The organism is Nocardioides sp. (assembly GCF_025965415.1).
GTDB lineage: Bacteria > Actinomycetota > Actinomycetes > Propionibacteriales > Nocardioidaceae > Nocardioides.
The window spans coordinates 1-18,486 of the sequence record NZ_JAOPWY010000189.1 but is presented as its reverse complement, the minus strand read 5'-3'; the positions used below and the strand labels follow the sequence as shown (position 1 = coordinate 18,486).

The window sequence follows — 18,486 nt, the reverse complement described above, 5'->3', positions numbered from 1 at the left end:
AGATCCGCTACCGCCAGGACAAGGTCCGGAGGGACTACGGCACTCGCCGCTGGACGCGCGTCCGCGCCGACCAGACCCAGAAGTGACCCACACCGCGATCGACCCCCGGGTGTCGGAGCGGCAGGACACAATGTCGTCCGTGCCGGCCCTGCGGACCACCGATCTGATCGGACGCGATGCCGAGCTGGAGGAGCTCTCCTCCCAGCTCGGCATCCGTGCGTCCGCCGGCGTCCAGACCGTTCCGGCGATGCTCGTCGGCGGCGACGCGGGGGTCGGCAAGACGCGGGTGCTGATGGCCCTGCGCGACGCGGCGATCGACGCCGGCTGGCAGGTCGTCGCCGGCCACTGCCTCGACCTCGCCGACAGCTCCCTGCCCTACCTCCCCTTCTCCGAGATCCTCGGTCGCGTCATGGCCGACCAGCCGGACGTCGCCGGGCGCGTGCTCGAGCGGCACCGCACGCTCGCCCGCCTCCAGCCGGGACGGCGCATCCGCAGCAGCGACACCGCGTCGGGCGACCAGGCCCTCGACCGCGGCAACGTCTACGACGCCTTCGCCGACCTGCTCGCCGCCGTCGCCGAGGAGGCGCCGATCCTCGTCGTCGTCGAGGACGCCCACTGGGCCGACGAGTCCACGCGCGACATGCTCAGCTTCCTCTTCTCCCGCCCCGTCCCCGGCGTCGCGCTCGTCGTCTCCTACCGCGCCGACGACCTCCACCGGCGCCACCCGCTGCGCCGCCAGGTGGCCGAGTGGATGCGGCTGCGCGGCGTCGACCGCCTCCAGCTCGAGCCGCTCGCCGACGACGACGTACGCCGTCTGGTCCGCGCACTGCGGCCCGGCACGCTGTCCGAGGCCGAGTACGTCTCCATCGCCGACCGCGCCGAGGGCAACCCCTTCTTCGTCGAGGAGCTCGTCGGCGCCGCCCGGTCCGGTCAGGTCCCCGGCGAGCTGGTCGACGTGCTGCTCGTCCACCTCGACCGGCTCGACGAGACCACCCGCCGCGTCGTGCGCATCGTGTCGGCGGCCGGGCGCCAGGTGAGCCACGGCCTGCTCGCCGCCGTCTCCGACCTCGACTCCGCCGAGCTCGAGGGCGCGCTGCGCACGGCCGTCGAGGCCAACGTCCTCGTCGTCTCGCGCGGCGGCACCTATGCCTTCCGCCACGCCCTCCTCGGCGAGGCCGTCTACGACGACCTGCTGCCCGGCGAGCGGGCGCGGCTGCACGCCGACTTCGTGTCCGCGCTGGGGGAGGGCCGCGCGATCGGCACCGCAGCCGAGCTGGCCCAGCACGCCCGTCGCGCCGACGACCGGCCGGTCGCGATCCGCGCCTCGATCGAGGCCGGCGAGGAGGCCATGGCCGTCGGTGGTCCGTCGGAGGCCGCGACGCACTTCCTCGACGCCCTCGACCTGATCGACACCTCGCGCACGCCCGTGGCCGACATCGACGTCCACGCCCTCGTGCGCCGGTGCGCGGAGGCGCTCGTCGCCGCCGGCCGGGTGCCCAAGGCGGTCAAGGTGCTGCGTGCCCGGCTGGCCTCCCTCCCGGCGGACGCGTCCGACGTCGACCGGGGCCAGCTCCTGACGTCGGTGGCCTCGGCTCTGCTGCTCACCGACACCACCGAGTCCCCGCGCGCGACCGCTGCCGAGGCCGTCGAGCTGCTGCGCGACGGACCTCCCAAGCTGCTCGCCCGGGCGCTGTTCGTCCACGCCGAGTCGCTGGGCAACTGGCGGGCCGACGAGGCGCGCACCGCGGCGATGGAGGCGCTCGACCTGGCCGAGCGCAACGACCTCACCAGCCTGGCCGTCGAGCTCCACACCACCCTGGCCGGCCTCGACCCGGACGGGGGCGAGGACCCCGGCACCGGCTGGCGCGCGGCCGCCGCGCGCGCCCGGGCGGCGGGTCTCATCGAGCCCGAGCTGCGCGCCCTCTACTTCCTCGGTCGCCTCCACCAGGACCGGGGCGACCTCGACCTCGCCGGCGAGGTCTACCGCGAGGTGATCGCCCGCAGCGAGATCGGCGGGCTCGTCTGGTCGCCCTATCCCGCGGAGTCGCGGCTGCTGCTCGCCGTGGCGCTGACCCACCAGGGCCGGCTCGACGAGGCGTGGAGCCTCCTCGACGTCACCGGTCAGGACCCGCCGATGGTCTACGAGTGGTTGTTCTTCGCCCACCAGATGCTGATCGTCATCGGCATCCGCGGCGGCTCCCACGCGAAGGGGCTCGAGCGGCTCCGCGACTACTGGGGCAGCGACGGCCTCACCGCCATCACCGCCGGCAGCACGGAGGTGATGCGGGCGGCCTTCGCCGGCGACCCGGCCGGTGCGCTGGCGGCGTACGACGACGTGGTCGCCAGCGTCGTACCCCTCTGGCACGAGTGGTTCCAGGCCCGGCTCCGGCTGGCGACGCTGGTCGTCGGGGCCTTCGCGAGCGCGGCCGCGCACCAGTCGGCCGACGAGCGCGAGGCGGCCGCGGCCGAGGTCGACCGGCTGGTGTCCGACGGGGGCAAGGTGATCGACTTCTACGCCCCCTACGAGGCGAGCCGTGGCCCCGAGTACCGCCTCTGGGTGGCGCGGCGCACCGCCGAGCACCTGCGCTGGCGCTGGCTCGCGCAGCACGATCCGCCGTCGAGCGACGAGCTCGTGGCGGCCTGGCGGGCCGCGGAGGAGACGGCACTGGCCTACGGCAGCGTCCCGGAGATCGCCCAGACACGCGTCCGGCTGGCCGGCGTCCTCCGGGCCGCCGGCGACGCCGCGGGGGCGAGAGCCGCGGCCGACCAGGCCCGCGAGGCGGCCCACGCCATGGGGGCCGAGCCGCTCCTCGCCGAGCTCACGGCGCTCGGCTCCTCGCCCGCGCCGGCCACCGCGTCCGACGCCGCGACCCTGACTCCGCGTGAGTCCGAGATCCTCGCACTCGTGGCGGAGGGACGCAGCAACGGCGAGATCGGCAAGCAGCTGTTCATCAGCACCAAGACGGTGTCGGTCCACGTGTCCAACATCCTCGCAAAGCTCGATGCGGCCTCGCGCACGGAGGCGGCCGCGGTCGCCCGGCGACGGGGGCTGCTGTAGGCACGTCCGGGGCCTCCGGGACAGTTGGTGTTCGGCGCCAGTCGTACGGGAGTACTTGGTGGCCACTCGCGTTCAGCTGTGGCCGAACAAGAAGTGCTCCGCACGAGCTCGCCGTCGTCGGCGGATCGTCGACGTCAGTCCTGACGGGGAGCCCCTGACACCCGTCGGTCAGACTTCACCGCATGCCTGACTTTCGCTGCTCCTTCGCCAGCGTCGAGGACGACGAGCCGATCATCGGCACCGCACCGACCGACACCGAGATCCTGATGGTGGAGTGTCCCGGGCCCTGGGGCCGAGAGGCCGTCACCGACAACCGGCTGCCCGAGGACGTGCGCGACCACCTGGGCGCCCAGGACCTCAAGGTCTTCCTGCTGCGCCGGTACGACGGCAGCGCCGGGCCCGGCACGCGCGTCTTCTGGGCCCGCGCCACCGAGGACGGCTACGACGTGCGCGGCACGGTGCTCGACCGGCCCGAGGACCTCCTCGACCTCGACCTCCCGGGCATGCCGGCGTACGACGGGCCGCTGTGGCTGGTCTGCACCAACGGCAAGCGCGACCGCTGCTGCGCCGAGCTGGGCCGCCCGATCGCCGGCCTGCTCAGCCAGGAGTGGCCCGAGGGCACCTGGGAGACGACGCACCTGGGCGGGCACCGCTTCTCGGGCACCCTGCTCGCGCTGCCCAGCGGGATCACCCTCGGCCGGCTCGACACCTCCAACGCCCTCGCCGCCTGCGAGGCGGTCGAGCGCGGCGAGGTGCCGGCGGAGCTCGTCCGCGGCAGGGCCGGGCGCCCGGGCGTCGAGCAGGTCCGCGAGCTGCACGTCCTGGCGGGCGGCGACCCGGCGGACGAGATCACCGCGGTCCCCGGGCCGGTCCGGAGGCAGTCGTGCGGCGACGACAAGGTCAAGGGCACGACGCGCTTCGAGCTCGGCGCGCGCTGATCGTGCCCCGGTGCCGGGCAGGAGATCCCGCGGAAGGGGGCCCGGCACCGGGAGCTTGTGGTGGCTAGCCCTTCACCGCTCCTGACGTACCTCCGCGGACGAGGTACTCCTGGAAGATGAGGAAGACGATGGCCACCGGGATGGTCATGAGGAGCGCGGCCGCCATGGTGATGGGGTACTGCGAACCGGACCCGAGCTGGCCGCTGGTCAGCGTCGCCACCCCCGAGGTCAGGGTGAAGAGGTCCCGGTCCTGCGAGGCGACGATGAAGTGAGGCAGCTCGTTCCACGACCCCTGGAACGACAGGTTCGTGAGGGTGATCAGCGCCGGGCGCGACATCGGCAGCACGACCGACCAGAAGGTGCGGAACGTGCTGGCCCCGTCGATCCGGGCAGCCTCCTCCACCGACTCCGGGATGCTCTCGAAGAACTGCTTCATGATGAAGACGCCCGCGGCATCGACCAGCAGGGGCAGCACGAGTGCGGGGTAGAACTTGATCCGCGCCAGCGCGTAGCCGGCCAGCGAGCAGAGGGACTCCGGCGACGCCGTACGCCGCAGCGACGGGTCGCGGGCCAGCTCGCCGCTGGCGCTGGCGGAGGTCCAGGGATACGCCTACGCCGCGGCGGTCCGCGGGGCCGACCTGTTCGAGGCGTTCGGGCGCCCGGGCACCGACCGGTGGCGTGCGTGGGCGGAGCGGTTGCGGCAGGAGTTCGCTCGGCGCTTCTGGGTCGAGGACGCCGTCGGCGCCTTCCCCGCGATCGCCCTCGACCGCGACAAGCGCCCGGTCGTGTCGCTGACCAGCAACATCGGGCACCTGCTCGGCACCGGGATCCTCGATCCCGACGGCGTCGTCGTGGTCGCGAGGCGCCTGGTCGGACCGGACATGCTCTCCGGCTTCGGGATCCGCACCCTCTCCACCCACGCCGCCGGATACTCGCCGACCGGCTACCCCGTCGGCTCGGTCTGGCCGCACGACACCGCGATGCCTGGCCGGGCTCGCGGCCGAGGGGCGACCGGAGACCGCCGACGTCGCCGGGGCGCTGCTCGCCGCCCTCACCGCCTTCGAGGGCCGGCCCCCGAGCTGTTCGCCGGCGACGCCCGGTCGAGCACGCCGGTGCCGCTGCCCTACCCGCTGCCCGCCGTCCACAGGCCTGGTCCGCGGCGTCCGGGGTCTCGCTCGTGTCCTCCGTCCTCGGGCTCACCGCCTCCCGGGACTCCGGGATGTCCACCAGCCCGGTGCGGCCGTGGTCGTTCGGTGCCACCCGGATCACCGGTCTCGGCACCCACGGGCGGCTCGCGGACGTCGAGGTCACGGCCGAGGGGGCGGCCAGCATGACCGCGGCCGGCTGACGATCCCACGCCCCGAGGGGTGTGGGACGGTGTGGAGGAGCGACAGAGACTGGCCCTGTCCCGGCGGACAGTCCGTCGCGGCATGATGAGGAGGATCCATGACGACGACTCCTGACGGCCCCCTGGGCGACGACGAGATCACCACGGAGGGCACCGACCCGACCGGCGTACCCGCCGCGCCGGACACGGACGCGGACGGCACCGACGGTGCCGACGCGGACGGCACCGACGGCGACTCGACCGACTCGACCGACGGCGACTCCACGGATGCCGACGGCACCGACGGCACGGACGCCGACGGCACCGACGGCACGGACGGGACCGCGCTCTGAGCGCTCTCGACCTGCTCACCGGCGACGCCCAAGTCTTCCTCGACACGACCTGGGCGTCGTCGGTGCACGTCCACCGCACCGACCCCGGCCTCGGCGCGCGCACCCTTTCGCTGGCCGACGTCGACCACCTGCTGACCGAGACCGCCATCCGCGCGCCCGCGGTCCGGGTGGCACGCGACGGCTCCGTCCTGCCCGAGTCGGCGTTCACCCGCGGCGGCAGCCTGGCCGGTAAGCCGCTGACCGGGCTGGTCGACCCGGTGAAGCTGATGCGCCTGCACGACGAGGGAGCCACGATCGTGCTGCAGGGCCTGCAGCGCTACTGGACTCCCGTCTCCGACCTCGTCGCCGAGCTCGAGCTCGAGCTCGGCCACCCCTGCCAGGCCAACGCCTACCTCACGCCTCCCGGCGCCCAGGGCTTCGCCGTGCACTCCGACTCCCACGACGTCTTCGTGCTGCAGACGCACGGCACCAAGCTCTGGGAGATCCACGGCGAGGGCGGTCCCGGCGAGCTCCTGCTCGAGCCCGGCGTCGTCGCCTACCTCCCCACCGGCACGCCCCACGCCGCCCGCGCGCAGGAGGCGGTGTCGCTCCACCTGACGATCGGCATCAACCAGCTCACCTGGCGCCAGCTCGTCTCGCGGGTCGTGCAGGACGCCCTCGCCGAGATGCCGGACGACCACCTCCCCGCGGGCTACCTCGACGATCCGGACCGCCTGGCCACCGGGCTCGGCGAGCGGCTCGCTGCCGTGGCCGACGCCGTACGACGACTCGACGCCCCCGCGGCCGCGCAGGCGCAGGTCGTCCGTTTCCTCAGTGAGCGTCCGCCCCGGATGGCGGGCGCGCTGCTCGACCGCGAGGCCCTCACCCGGGGCCTCACCGACGACACCGTCCTGCGGCGCCGCCCCGGGCACCCCTGCGAGCTGGTCGACGACGGTGACGCGGTGCGCCTCCTCCTCGGCGACCGCGTGCTGCGGGTCCCGGCCCGGATCCGCGACGCCCTCGATGTGGTCGCCGCGCGACCGGAGCTCACCCCGGCCGACCTGCCCCTCGATCGGGCGAGCGCGCTCGTCCTGTGCCGACGGCTGGTGCGGGAGGGCCTGCTCGGGGTGGTCCGGTGACGTTCCGGTGCGCCGCCGCCAGCCTGGCCCGCGAGGACGACCTGGCCGGCACCGCCTCGACCGTGCGCAGCTTCCTGCTGGTCGAGCACGGCGGCTCGTGGGGCTCCGACGCCCTGCGCGACGCCCGGCTGCCGGCGGGTCTGGGTGAGCACCTAGCACGCAGCGGCCGCGCCGCCAACGTGCGCGTCCTCCTCGTCCGCCGCCCCGGACGTCGGGCGGACGGCACGGGCGCCCGCGTCTTCGCCGCCCGCGCGGCCGGCCCGGACTCCTGGCTGGAGACCGCGGCGCTGGGGAGCCTCGACGAGGTGCGCGACCTCGACCTCGCGGCGCTCGGCGCCGGTCGGTCGGTGGGCCTGGCACGGCACGACGAGCCGGTCATCGCGGTCTGCACCCACGGCCGCCACGACGCGTGCTGCGCCGAGCGGGGCCGCCCGGTCGCCCTGACCCTCGCCGCGGGGCGCCATGCCGACGCCGTCTGGGAATGCTCGCACATCGGGGGCGACCGGTTCGCGGGCAACGTGCTCGTCCTGCCCCGCGGCCTCTACTACGGCCGAGTCGACCCCGACTCGGCCCTGGCGATGGCGGACGCCACGGCCGACGGTCGCGTCTCGCTGGACCACCTCCGCGGTCGCTCGGACCTGTCGATGCCGGTGCAGGCGGCCGAGATCGACGTACGCCGGCGCCTCGGGCTCACCGGCCTCGACGACGTCCGTGTCTCCTCGGCGCGCACGGAGGGTGACGTCACCGTCGTCGCAGTCGAGGCCGCGGGCGTGGTCCACGAGGTGCGGGTGCGCCGGACGCTCGAGGGCGCGGAGCGCCTGACGTGCGGTGCGCTGCGGGACAGTGCGGTGCCGAGGTTCGTGGTCGAGCGGCCGGGCTGAGCCCGCCTCTAGCCGAGTCGGTCCTCGAGGTTGCCCGGCTCGACGTGCTCCTCGACCGCGGGCTGCCACGCGGCCTGCTCGGCGACGAGTCGGGGCTTGCCCGCCTCGGCGTCCTCGAGGTGGCGGGCGGCGCGGTTGGCCTGGGCCTGCTCGCGGTCGGCGACGGCGTCGGCCTCGCGGGCCTCCACGCGCGCCTCGGTCAGCTCGCGGTGGACGGCGGCGACCTCGTCGGCCCGGGCGCGGATCTCCTCGGGGGAGCGCTCGTCGCGGAGCATCTTCTCCAGGTCGTCGAGGGCGGACTGCTCGCGGCGCGTGAGGCCGTCGACGGTGCGGTGCGCGGCGTCGGCGCGGTCGCCTGCCTGCACGGCCTCCATCGCCTCCTCGGCCGCCTCGCGCCGGAGCTCGCCGAACGTCACCTGGTGGGCGCTCGCCGCGACGAACTTCGTGTCGTCCTTGTCGGGATGCACGTCGGCGTACTCCGCGAGCGCCTTGACCAGCTCGCGCGTGGCCACCCGGCGGGCGTCGCGCAGCTCGATCTTGGTCTCGAAGCACTCCTTGTAGGACGTCCAGTCGCGCTCCCACGCGTCGAGCTCCTTCTGCGGAGCGTCGCCGGCGATGGTCTCCACCGGGGGCCAGATCTGCTGGCCGCGGAGCTCGAGGCCCCGGCCCTCGGCGTAGGCGCGCAGCTGCTCGAGGCCCTCGCGGTGGCGACGCAGCACGTCGGAGTAGGCGTTGATCGCGCGGCCGAGCCCGCGCAGGTTGTCGCGGACCAGCACGGACTCCTCGTGGCGCCGCTCGGCACGCGCGCGCAGGGCGTCGGCGGCCTCGCCGGCGAACACGTCCTCGGAGAGCGTCGCGGTGCGCTCGAAGCCGTCGACCGCGAGCTCGACCTTGCCGGCGAGCCGGCGCACGGAGTCGCCGTAGCGGTCGATCTCGTCGGGCTCGACCCAGTGGTAGCCGCAGCCGATCGGGTCGCCGAACCGGAGCCCGTCCTGCTGCGCCTCGATCCTGTCGACCACGACCCTCGTCATCGCGGGTCCACCTGGTCGAGCTTGGCGGCGACCTGGGCGGCCTGGCCGACCATGACGTCGAGCTCGTCGAAGTCGATGATCGAGTCGTCGATGGCCGCGGAGATGGTGCGGCACTTCGTGGTGATCACCTCGGCGTCGTCCACGAGGCTGCGCACCCCCTCGACCATCAGGTCGCGCCACGGGAAGTCGTCGGCCGGGTGGTCGATGTCGCCGAGCGCGGACCTCAGGTCCTCCCGGGCGGAGTCCAGCTCCTCCTTGGCGCTGCGCAGCGCCCGCTGGTTGATCGCGATCGGCCTCATGCCGACCTTCTGCCCCGATGAACGCCGCCGAAACCAGAAGTCGTCAATCTGTGAACTACTCCACCCCGGCGGTCTGGACCACCCCTCGCCGGCCGGGCGGCATGGTCCCGGGGCCCGCTCAGACGTGACCGGAGAGCTGCGCCAGCCGCAGCTCGAGCCGGGCGAGGAGGTCGGTGGCCGTCCGGTCGGGCATGCCGGACTTCTTGCCGCCTCCCTGGGCGCACACCGGCAGCACGTCGATCGAGAGCTTGGCGCCGCCCGCCAGTGCGCGCAGCTCGTCGAGCTTGTCGCCGAAGGGTGAGCCGCTGCCGGGGGAGTAGTAGTGGACGGCGGCGTCGACGTCGTGGGCGAAGAGGTCGGCCTTCGTCACCGCCACCACCAGCCACGTGGGCCGCTCGCGGCGCACGGCCATGCTCGCGATGCGGTGCGCGGTGATCGACCAGTCCTCGAGCTCGGCGGCCAGCTGCTCCTCGCGCGAGGCGACGGCGCGACCGCTGGTCCCGCCCGTGCGCCGCGGGGTGGCGTAGCCGTTGGCGACCACGTGGAGCACCCCGTCGACGGGCTCGTCGTGGAACACCTCGTCCAGCGCGCCGAGGCGGGTCGCGGCGTTCTCGCCCGGCACCACCCGGAAGCGGTAGCCGCGCAGCCTGGCGTTGCGGCGCGTACGACGCTCCATGACCGCGGAGCCGACGTCCTGGCCCCCGTCCGCCGAGGACTGGGCGCTCGCGCGGCGCGAGAGCCGGTCGGCCAGCCGGGTCTTGCCGACGCCGGTCATCCCGGTGACCGCGACCGTGGGGTAGCGGTGGCGGAGGAGCCGCGAGGCACGGTCGGGGGCCTGGGAGAGCGCGGCGAGGGCGCCTCCGGCGATCGTCGTGCCGAGGGCTGCCCTGCCGTGTCGCAACGGTGACTGCATGGCCCCATCCTGCCCGGTCCGCGTGCGGGACCACGCCGTCCGAGGGGGTGGGGCCCGGCGCGGGTTGGCCAGGCGACCGGCCGTCTTGGACAATGGCCGGACCACCCTCCTCCAGTCGTTAGGTCTCCATGGACACCGAGAACCGTCCCGTCCTGACCGGGCTCGTCGCCCTGGTCGGCGTCGCCGTGGTCATCGGCCTGCTCGGGGGGCTCGCCGTGATGGTGGGGGTCAAGGCCACCGGCATCGGCGAGACCTCGACCGCCAGCGACGACGGGGGCACGCCCGCCACCTTCAACCTGCCCCGGCCGAGTGACACCAGCAGCTCGATCCCGGCGCCGGAGGACACGGCCGAGCCCAGCACCGGCGAGACGACGTCGGAGGCTCCGGCGACGGGCATCTCCCTGACCGCCGTGCAGCAGTCGGTCAGCCCGATGCAGCAGATCGACCTCAAGGGCACCTACCCGGGCGGGGAGGGCGCGATCCTGCAGGTGCAGCGCTTCGAGAACGGCGCGTGGTCCGACTTCCCGGTGACCATGTCGGTGTCCGGCGGGACCTTCGCGACCTACGTGCAGACGAGCCAGGTCGGGGCCAACAAGTTCCGCGTCGTCGACACCGACACCCAGGTCGCGTCCAACGAGCTCACGGTGACGGTGGGTTGAGCGCCTCCGCCGCACGGGCCCGGTCGACGCGACCGGTCCAGTAGCCGACCCATCCCGTGCCGGCAAGGCCGAGCAGGCCGACCACCAGGCAGGCGGTCGCCAGGGGCGCGACCGCCGCGACCGCGCCAACCAGCAGCGGGCCGCCGGTGTTGCCGATGTCGCCGCAGAGGCGCCACGCGCCGAGGAACTGCGCCCGGCCCTCGCCCGGCGCCGCGTCCGCCCCGAGGGTCATCACGATGCCCGAGCCGAGGCCGTTGCCGGTGGCGATGAGCGCCATGACCAGGGCGACCGAGACCGCCGACGTGGCCAGAGGCAGCAGCAGGCACGCGACCGCCATGGAGAGGACGACCGGCACCGCCACCACCTTCCGGCCGCGGGTGTCCATCAGCCACCCGCCGGGCCACATGAAGGCGACGTCGAGCGCGGCCGCGCCGGCGAAGATCAAGGAGGTGGTCGACGCGGACAGGCCGAGGTGGTCGGCCCACAGCGGCAGCAGGCTGAGCCGCAGCGACCGGCTCATCCCGAGGATGACGACCGCGGTGCCGAGGGTGGCCAGCAGGCGGCGGTGCGACGCGATGACCGTCCACACGCCGAGGTGTCCCGACGCCTTGGCCGCGGCCCGCTTCTCCTCGCCGAGGTCGGGCATCGTCGCGGCGAGCAGGGAGGCGCAGACCGACATCGCGGCGCCCAGCCAGAAGACGCTCGTGAGGTCGGTGAGGCGGATCAGCCCGGCGCCGAGGAGGGGCCCGATGAGCACGCCGAGGCGGTAGGACCCGCCCAGCAGAGACATCGCCCGCGCCCGGTGGGTGCTCGGGACGACGTCGATCATGAAGCCCTGCCGTGCGATCAGGAACACCGTCCAGCACACACCGCTGAGCAGCACGCCCGCCGCGAGGGCGGCCACGGAGTCGGTGAGGGCGGCGACGGCCATCGCGCCGGCGTCCAGGAAGCCGGCGGCGACGAGCGCGCGCCGCTCGCCGATCCGCGCGACCAGCGCACCCGCCGGCAGGCTCGCGCAGAGCATGCCCACGCCGGTGAGCGCCACGATCGCGGCGGCGACGCTGACGTCGGCGCCGAGGTCGCGGGCGCGGAGGGCGAGCACGGGCATGATCGCGCCGTGCCCGATCGCCGAGACGATGGAGGGGCCGTACGCCACCAGCCAGATGTCGCGGAACCGGAAGTCGGTCTCCGCCGCGGTCGACGTCGTCACCCGCGCCACGCTACGGGTGCCCCGGCACGGCACGCGGCACCGGTGCGACGCCTGCAGGGATGTCGGTGGAGGTTGTCAGCACCGTTCCGTAGGCTCCCGTGACGTGGCCCACGACACCGACATGCAGCCCTCGTCCGTCCGCGCGAGCAGCGACCCGCTCGTCCTCCCCGGGGCCGGTGACTGGCTCACGTGGGTCGGCGAGCGGTGCGAGGGCGAGCTCGCCGAGGCGGTGCGCCAGGTGGAGCGGGTCAAGGCCGGCTCGACGGACGCCGGCGAGGTGCTGCGGGCCTGGAACCGCGCCGAGACCGCGCTCGCCAACGCCGACGCCGTGGCCCTGTGGTCCGAGGTGCACCCCGACGCGGCGGTGCGCGACCGTGCCGACGAGCTGAGCCAGCAGGTGCAGAAGTACGTCACCGAGCTCGGGCAGGACCGCGACCTGTTCGCCGTCTTCGCCGCGCTCGACGCGGAGGGGCTCGACGACGACGCGCGCCGGGTGCTCGACCACACGCTGCGCGACTTCCGCCGTACGGGTGTCGACCGTGACGACGCCACCCGCGACCGGTTGCGCGAGCTGAGCGAGCGCTCGGTCAAGCTCTCCCAGGACTTCGGCCGCACCATCCGCGACGACGTCCGCTCGATCCGGATCGCGCCGGAGCGCCTGGCCGGGCTGCCCGACGACTACCGCGCGGCCCACCCGGCCGAGGACGACGGCCTGGTCACGATCACCACCGACTATCCCGACCTGGTCCCGTTCACGACCTTCGGGTCGGACGTCGAGGCCCGGCGCGAGCTCTCCCTGGCCGCCAACAACGTCGCGTGGCCCGCCAACGACCAGGTCCTCCAGGACCTCTTCGCCGTGCGGCGCGAGACCGCCGACCTCCTCGGCTACGCGTCCTGGCCCGACTACGACGCCGAGGTCAAGATGATCGGCTCCGGCCAGGCCATCGCCGACTTCATCGAGCGCATCAGCGAGGCCGCGACCGAGCGGGCCGGGCAGGAGGTCGCGGTGCTCCTCGAGCGCAAGCGCGCCGACGACCCCGACGCCGAGGTCGTGACGACCTACGACTCGCGCTACTACTCCGAGCTCGTGCGCCGCGAGCAGTACGCCGTCGACGGGCAGGTCGTGCGCACCTACTTCGGCTTCGAGCAGGTCCGGCAGGGGCTGCTCGACGTGACCGGCCGGCTCTTCGGCCTGGAGTGGACGCCGGTCCCGCACGACGAGGCCGGCACGTGGCACGAGGACGTCGCGAGCTATGACGTCGGGCTCGACGGGCGCCGCATCGGCCGCATCCACCTCGACCTCCACCCGCGCGAGGGCAAGTTCAAGCACGCCGCCCAGTTCGACATGGTCAAGGGCGTCGCCGGCACGCAGCTCGCCGAGGGCGTGCTGGTGTGCAACTTCAGCCGCGGCCTGATGGAGCACGACGAGGTCGTGACGCTGTTCCACGAGTTCGGCCACCTCGTCCACCACGTCCTCGGCGGGCAGGGCGAGTGGCTGCGCTTCTCCGGCGTCGCCACGGAGTGGGACTTCGTCGAGGCGCCCAGCCAGATGCTGGAGGAGTGGGCGTGGGACACCGACGTGCTCGCCACCTTCGCGCGCAACGCCGAGGGCGAGACCATCCCCGCCGAGCTGGTCGCCGCGATGAGGCGGGCCGACCACTTCGGCAAGGGCCTCTACGCCGTGCAGCAGATGTCCTACGCGGCCCGGTCCTACTACTTCCACGCCGCGCGGCACGACGACCTGACGTCGTACGGCGACGAGCTGCAGCGCCGCTACTCGGTGTTCCCGCCGCTGGAGGGCGCGCACATGCACTGCGCCTTCGGCCACCTCGACGGCTACTCGTCGGGCTACTACACCTACATGTGGTCGCTGGTGATCGCCAAGGACCTCTTCTCGGCCTTCGACGTCGACGACATGTTCGCCCCCGACGTGGCCACCGCCTACCGCGACAAGGTGCTCGCGAGGGGGGGTCGCGCCGACGCCGCCGACCTGGTCGCCGACTTCCTGGGCCGGCCCTACTCCTTCGACGCCTGGGCGGCGTGGCTGGCGGAGTAGGGCCGACCGCGGGAGACGGCCGGGCTCAGCCCGGGATGTAGTCGAACGTGTCGGGGTTGGGGCCGGTGCGCCCGGCCTCGCCCCGGTCGAGCTCGTCGAGCGCCTTGACGTGCTCGTCGCTGAGCTCGAAGTCGAACAGCTCGAAGTTCTCGCGCATCCGCTCGGCCCGCATCGACTTGGGGAAGACGATGTCGCCGCGCTGCAGGTGCCAGCGCAGGGTCACCTGCGCCGGCGTACGCCCGACCAGCGAGGCGATCTCGCCGATCGTGTCGTCGTCGTTGACCGCACCCTGCGCGATGGGCGACCACGCCTCGGTGAGCACGCCGTGGCGCTGGTTGGCGGCGCGGACCTCCTCGTTGGCGAAGAAGGGGTGCACCTCGACCTGGTTGACGACCGGGACCACGCCGGTCTCCTCGACGATGCGGTCGAGGTGGGCGGGCTGGAAGTTGGACACGCCGATGGAGCGGGTCTTGCCGGCCTGCTGGGCCTCGATCAGCGCCTGCCACGTGGAGACGAAGTCGCCGTCGTACTCCGTGGGCAGCGGCCAGTGGATGAGGAAGAGGTCGGTCTGCTCGAGGCCGAGACGCTCGAGGGAGCGGTCGATCTCGCGCCGGGCGTCGTCGGGGCGGTGGAAGCCGTTGTTGAGCTTGGTGGTGATGTAGAGGTCGTCGCGGGCGAGGGTGGAGTCCTTGATGGCCTGGCCGACGCCCGCCTCGTTGCCGTACATCTGCGCGGTGTCGATGTGGCGGTAGCCGACCTCGAGCGCCTGGGCGACGGTGGCGGCGGTCTCCTCCGGGGGGACCTGGAAGACGCCGAAGCCGAGCTGCGGGATGGACGTGCCGTCGTGGAGCTTGATCTGGGGAACAGTCATGCAAGGCCTACAAGGATCCGGCCCGAGGTATTCCGCGTGCTCGCCCCCCGGTGGTGTCAGGAGCTGGTGACCGACGTGTCGTCGACCACGAAGCTGGTCTGCAGCGACGAGTCCTCGGTCATCAGGAACTTCACCGTGACGGTCTTGCCCCGGTAGGCCAGCAGGCTGTGCGAGAACTGCGCATAGGTCGCGCTCGTGCCGACGTTGCTGAAGGTCTTCAGCGTCGTGGTCGTCGTCCCGCTGACCACCTGCACCTTGAGGGTGTCGTAGGCCGTCGAGCCGGACTCGGCGGTGTCGGTGCGGATCCAGTACGACAGCGACGCGGCGGTGGCGGCGGCCGGGATCGTGACGGACTGGGCGACGCTCTCCGTCGACGTGGCGCCGTTGCCGCCGAGCCAGGCCTTCCACGAGCCGGTGCGCGCCGGACGGCCGGTGTTGCTGGTGATCGCACCCGTCGTGCCCGTCCAGCTCGCCGCGCCGGACTCGAAGCCGGCGTTGGCGAGCAGGTTGGCGCCCGCCGGAGGCGTCGTCGGCGGGAGGGTGGTGCCGAAGTCCTTGTCGGCGTAGAGCCAGACCATGTGACCGATCATGTCGATGTTCCGGTCCAGGGCGGTGGTGTTGATGTTGGACATCGTGTCGCACGACCGGTGGTAGCAGGGGTCGAAGGCGGTGCCGGCGGTGCCGCCCCACTTCTGCGCCTGGGCCGAGGTCTTGATGACCTCGCCGCCGGAGTACATGCCGGTGGTGGGGATGCCGTAGCTGCGGAACGACGCGTGGTCGGAGCGGCCCTGGACGTCGATGTACTCCCAGGGGATGCCCTTGGACGTGTAGTAGGCGGTCATCGCGTCGCGGGCACCGTTGCCGGCCGGGTTGTCGTCGTAGACGAAGTAGCCGGGGTTGGGCGAGCCGACCATGTCGTAGTTCATGTAGAGGTCGATGCGGTCCTTGTCGGCGGTCGGCAGCGTCGACATGTAGCGGTTGGAACCGAGCAGACCCTGCTCCTCCGCGCCCCACCACGCGAAGCGCAGGTGGTTGCGTGGGGTGTTGCCGCTGGCGGCCCAGGCGAGCGCCGCCTCGAGGACCGCGGCCGAGCCGGTGCCGTTGTCGTTGATGCCGGGACCGGCCGCGACGCTGTCGAGGTGGGCGCCGGTCATCACGACGTGCTCGGCGTCGCCGCCCGGCCAGTCGGCGACGAGGTTGTACGACGTCCCCGACGAGGTCGAGAACGACTGGACCTGCGTGGTGTAGCCGGCGGCGTCCAGCTTGGCCTTCACCCAGTCGAGCGAGGCTCTGTAGCCCGGCCGGCCCGTCGCCCGGTTGCCGCCGTTGGCCGTGGCGATGCTCTGGAGCTGCTGCAGGTGTGCGGTGACGTGGGTGAGGCTGAGGTCGGGCGAGGGCGCCGCGACGGCGGGCGAGGTGGAGCCCGCCAGGGCTGAGGCCACGAGGGCGGCGGCGGCCACGGCGGAGAGTGCGGTCGTACGAAGGGTGCGCATGGGATCTCCCGAGAAGTCGATGGACATGGCAACGGGGCGGGGCAGCAGTGCTGCCCCGCCCCGTCAGGTGCGGTGTGACGTCAGGAGACGTTCAGCGCGGTGTCGTCGACCACGAAGCTCGTCTGCAGCGAGGAGTCCTCGGTCGCAGTGAAGCGGATCGTGACCGTCTTGCCCTTGTAGGCCGTCAGCGCGTGCGAGTACTGGGTGTACGTCGCGTTGGTGCCGACATTGGTGAAGGTGCGCAGCGTGGTGACGGTGGAGCCGTCCACGACCTGCACCCGCATGTTGTCGTACGCCGTCGAGCCCGACTCGGCGGTGTCGGTGCGGATCCAGTACGACAGCGTGGCCGCGGTCGCCGTGGACGGGATGGTCACCGACTGGTTGATCGTCTCGGTGCCGGCCTTGCCGTTGCCGCCGAGCCACAGCTTCCAGGAGCCGGTGCGCGCCGCGCGGCCCGTGTTGTTGGTGATCGGACCGGCGGTGCCGGTCCAGACGGTCGCACCGGACTCGAAGCCCGGGTTGCCCAGGATGTTGCCACCGGTCGGGGGCGGCGTGGTGGGCGGCGTCGTCGTGCCACCGCAGGTCGGGTCAGCGGTCTGCGCGGGCACGTTGACCGCGTCCCAGGCGTTCTTGACGGCGTTGAACTGGGCGCAGGTGGCGTCCAGGTTCTTGGCCGCGGTCAGCGTCCAGGTGCGGTACTTGAGGTAGTTCGACGAGGTGGTCTTCATCAGCATGCCGTTGTAGAGGACCTTGATGGCTGCCTGCTCGCCGATGCCCGTCACCGACGTGCCGTCACACTTGGAGACGCCGCCGCGCGAGAGGAGGTAGAACCAGTGGTCGCCGGGGCCGGCGGCCGCGTGGACCTCCGCCGTCGGGATCGAGCTGGTGTAGCAGGACGGGTCGCCGACGTTGGCCGGGTTGGAGCCGTCGCGGATCGGGCCCTGCCCGACGAGGTCGATCTCCTCGCCGATGGTGTGGTCGGGGCTGTCGTACGGCGAGGGCTGGGCGTCGTAGTACTCCGTGGCAGTGGCCAGGGCGTCACCGATGAACTCCTGGGTGCCGCCGCCGGAGATGCCGCCGGGGGTCTTGTCGTCCACGCCGTGGCCGAACTCGTGCGCCACCACGTCGATGGAGGAGATCCAGCGGCCGCCGGTCTGGCTGTGGCCGATCTGGACCTGCGTGCCGTCGTAGTAGGCGTTGACGTCGTTGAGGCCCACCCGGATCGGGACCCAGCCGCCGGAGCCGTTCATGCCGTTGCGGCCGAGCCACGACGACATCATTCCCTTCATCTGCTGCGCGGCGTAGAGCGCGTCGACGCAGCCGGTCTCCCTGCTGGTGGCGTTGCCGTTGCCCCACACGTCGTCGGGACCCGAGAACGTGGTGTTGGTGGCCGCGTCCTGGCACTTCAGCGTGGTCGCCGTCGGGTCGGTCATGGTGAAGCTCGAGCCGGAGCCGCTGGTCGCGATGGACAGCGGGTTGGGGCCGGAGTAGGCCGCGGTGCCGGAGCCGTGGGCGATCTGCTCGCGCGTCTCGAGGACCTGTCCGTCGGTGGCGTCGACCCAGACGTACTGCCACGAGGGCGAGCCGGCGTCGGTGCCGCGGACCTGGACCTCGTACGCCAGCTTGGTGCCGGCCTCACGGTGCCAGATGACGAGCTCGGGGGCCGAGGAGTCGGCCACCTGGTCGACCTGGCCGCGGGCCGCCGCCGTGGCGCGCTCGGCGCTCAGGGTGGGGGTAGTGCTCGCGATGGTGACGGGCGCCTCCTGGGCGACGGACGAGCCGACGACCTGGCCCTCGGCGTTGGCGAGGACGACGAAGTCGCCACCGACGACGCGCAGGCCCTCGTGGGTGCGCTCGTAGGCCATCGAGTAGACGTCCGCGTCACCGGCGTAGGTGCCGGTGCGCACGAAGGCGTCCTGCGACGCGCGCTCGAGTGCGTTGCCGTGGCCCTTCACCCAGGCAGAGGCTGCCTGCTGTGCCTCGAGACGGGGGTTGCCCGCCGAGGGGGCGGCGTCGGCCGGGGTGACGGTCGGCGCCAAGAACGACGCGGCGACGGCCGTCGCTGCGATACCGGCCAGGGCGGCCAGGCGAGTTGATTTCACTGGGATTTCCAATCATGAGATCCGGGCCCGGACGGGCTTGAGGATGGATTGGTGAAGCGGACCAGTGCACAAACTCGCAATCGGCGAGGAGGCCGTCAATGGACGCAGATCTGCAGGTTGTTGCAACGCGAGAACCTGCACGTCCCGAACGTCGCCTTCGCGTCGTGTCCGATAATC

16 protein-coding genes are annotated in these 18,486 nt (G+C 72.9%); 8 read left to right on the top strand and 8 right to left on the bottom strand.

Annotated elements, in window-relative coordinates:
- Window positions 1–139 precede the first annotated feature (139 nt).
- Together JWN97_RS20095 and JWN97_RS20090 are read left to right on the top strand one after the other, a co-directional pair.
- On the top strand, window positions 140–3,058 hold the full coding sequence (locus JWN97_RS20095) for a helix-turn-helix transcriptional regulator (protein ID WP_297627249.1): 2,919 nt from the start codon (window positions 140–142) through the stop codon (window positions 3,056–3,058).
- Window positions 3,059–3,240: 182 nt separating this feature from the next.
- Window positions 3,241–3,996, top strand: coding sequence for a sucrase ferredoxin (locus tag JWN97_RS20090; protein WP_297627246.1), 756 nt, complete (start codon window positions 3,241–3,243; stop codon window positions 3,994–3,996).
- A gap of 64 nt (window positions 3,997–4,060) precedes the next feature.
- On the opposite strand, the gene JWN97_RS20085 is transcribed toward JWN97_RS20090, so the two are convergent.
- Window positions 4,061–4,471, bottom strand: a complete 411-nt coding sequence (locus JWN97_RS20085) for a carbohydrate ABC transporter permease (protein WP_297627243.1) — start codon at window positions 4,469–4,471, stop codon at window positions 4,061–4,063.
- Between the two features lie 702 nt (window positions 4,472–5,173).
- Between JWN97_RS20085 and JWN97_RS20080 the strand changes: the two genes are divergently transcribed.
- The 4 genes from JWN97_RS20080 to JWN97_RS20065 all read left to right on the top strand — a co-directional run bounded on the left by JWN97_RS20080 (window position 5,174) and on the right by JWN97_RS20065 (window position 7,675).
- Window positions 5,174–5,344 (top strand): hypothetical protein, encoded by a 171-nt coding sequence (locus tag JWN97_RS20080; protein WP_297627240.1) that lies wholly within the window; start codon window positions 5,174–5,176, stop codon window positions 5,342–5,344.
- A 98-nt stretch (window positions 5,345–5,442) separates the two neighbouring features.
- A complete protein-coding gene (locus JWN97_RS20075) occupies window positions 5,443–5,676 on the top strand; it encodes a hypothetical protein (protein WP_297627237.1) in 234 nt (77 codons plus the stop codon).
- A 62-nt stretch (window positions 5,677–5,738) separates the two neighbouring features.
- Complete coding sequence (locus JWN97_RS20070; RefSeq protein ID WP_297627233.1) at window positions 5,739–6,794, top strand: cupin domain-containing protein; 1,056 nt, start codon at window positions 5,739–5,741, stop codon at window positions 6,792–6,794.
- Window positions 6,791–7,675 (top strand): sucrase ferredoxin, encoded by an 885-nt coding sequence (locus JWN97_RS20065; RefSeq protein ID WP_297627231.1) that lies wholly within the window; start codon window positions 6,791–6,793, stop codon window positions 7,673–7,675. The genes JWN97_RS20070 and JWN97_RS20065 overlap by 4 nt, the downstream gene beginning before the upstream one ends.
- Window positions 7,676–7,683: 8 nt before the next feature.
- Here the strand turns inward: JWN97_RS20065 and JWN97_RS20060 are convergent, their stop codons facing one another.
- The 3 genes from JWN97_RS20060 to JWN97_RS20050 form a co-directional block, all read right to left on the bottom strand.
- Window positions 7,684–8,706 carry a hypothetical protein gene (locus tag JWN97_RS20060; protein WP_297627228.1) on the bottom strand — a complete coding sequence of 341 codons (1,023 nt, stop codon included), beginning with the start codon at window positions 8,704–8,706 and terminating at the stop codon, window positions 7,684–7,686.
- On the bottom strand, window positions 8,703–9,005 hold the full coding sequence (locus JWN97_RS20055) for a hypothetical protein (RefSeq protein ID WP_297627226.1): 303 nt from the start codon (window positions 9,003–9,005) through the stop codon (window positions 8,703–8,705). Before JWN97_RS20055 ends, JWN97_RS20060 begins: the two co-directional genes overlap by 4 nt.
- Before the next feature lie 118 nt (window positions 9,006–9,123).
- The gene (locus JWN97_RS20050; RefSeq protein WP_297627223.1) at window positions 9,124–9,918 is read right to left on the bottom strand and encodes a hypothetical protein; all 795 of its coding nucleotides are present in this window, start codon (window positions 9,916–9,918) and stop codon (window positions 9,124–9,126) included.
- 128 nt (window positions 9,919–10,046) lie between these two features.
- Here JWN97_RS20050 and JWN97_RS20045 point away from each other — a divergent pair, with 128 nt between their 5' ends.
- Window positions 10,047–10,577 carry a hypothetical protein gene (locus JWN97_RS20045; protein ID WP_297627221.1) on the top strand — a complete coding sequence of 177 codons (531 nt, stop codon included), beginning with the start codon at window positions 10,047–10,049 and terminating at the stop codon, window positions 10,575–10,577.
- Here JWN97_RS20045 and JWN97_RS20040 read toward each other — a convergent pair.
- Window positions 10,558–11,787, bottom strand: coding sequence for an MFS transporter (locus JWN97_RS20040; RefSeq protein ID WP_297627218.1), 1,230 nt, complete (start codon window positions 11,785–11,787; stop codon window positions 10,558–10,560). The two genes, JWN97_RS20045 and JWN97_RS20040, sit on opposite strands and share 20 nt — an antisense overlap.
- A gap of 103 nt (window positions 11,788–11,890) precedes the next feature.
- Between JWN97_RS20040 and JWN97_RS20035 the strand changes: the two genes are divergently transcribed.
- Complete coding sequence (locus JWN97_RS20035) at window positions 11,891–13,843, top strand: M3 family metallopeptidase (RefSeq protein WP_297627215.1); 1,953 nt, start codon at window positions 11,891–11,893, stop codon at window positions 13,841–13,843.
- A 25-nt stretch (window positions 13,844–13,868) separates the two neighbouring features.
- Here the strand turns inward: JWN97_RS20035 and JWN97_RS20030 are convergent, their stop codons facing one another.
- From JWN97_RS20030 to JWN97_RS20020, 3 genes are read right to left on the bottom strand one after another with little or no spacing between them, the layout of a single operon-like run.
- Window positions 13,869–14,714, bottom strand: coding sequence for an aldo/keto reductase (locus tag JWN97_RS20030; RefSeq protein ID WP_297627212.1), 846 nt, complete (start codon window positions 14,712–14,714; stop codon window positions 13,869–13,871).
- A gap of 56 nt (window positions 14,715–14,770) precedes the next feature.
- A complete protein-coding gene (locus JWN97_RS20025; RefSeq protein WP_297627209.1) occupies window positions 14,771–16,234 on the bottom strand; it encodes a M28 family metallopeptidase in 1,464 nt (487 codons plus the stop codon).
- A gap of 53 nt (window positions 16,235–16,287) precedes the next feature.
- Complete coding sequence (locus tag JWN97_RS20020; RefSeq protein WP_297627206.1) at window positions 16,288–18,309, bottom strand: M4 family metallopeptidase; 2,022 nt, start codon at window positions 18,307–18,309, stop codon at window positions 16,288–16,290.
- Window positions 18,310–18,486: the final 177 nt, after the last annotated feature.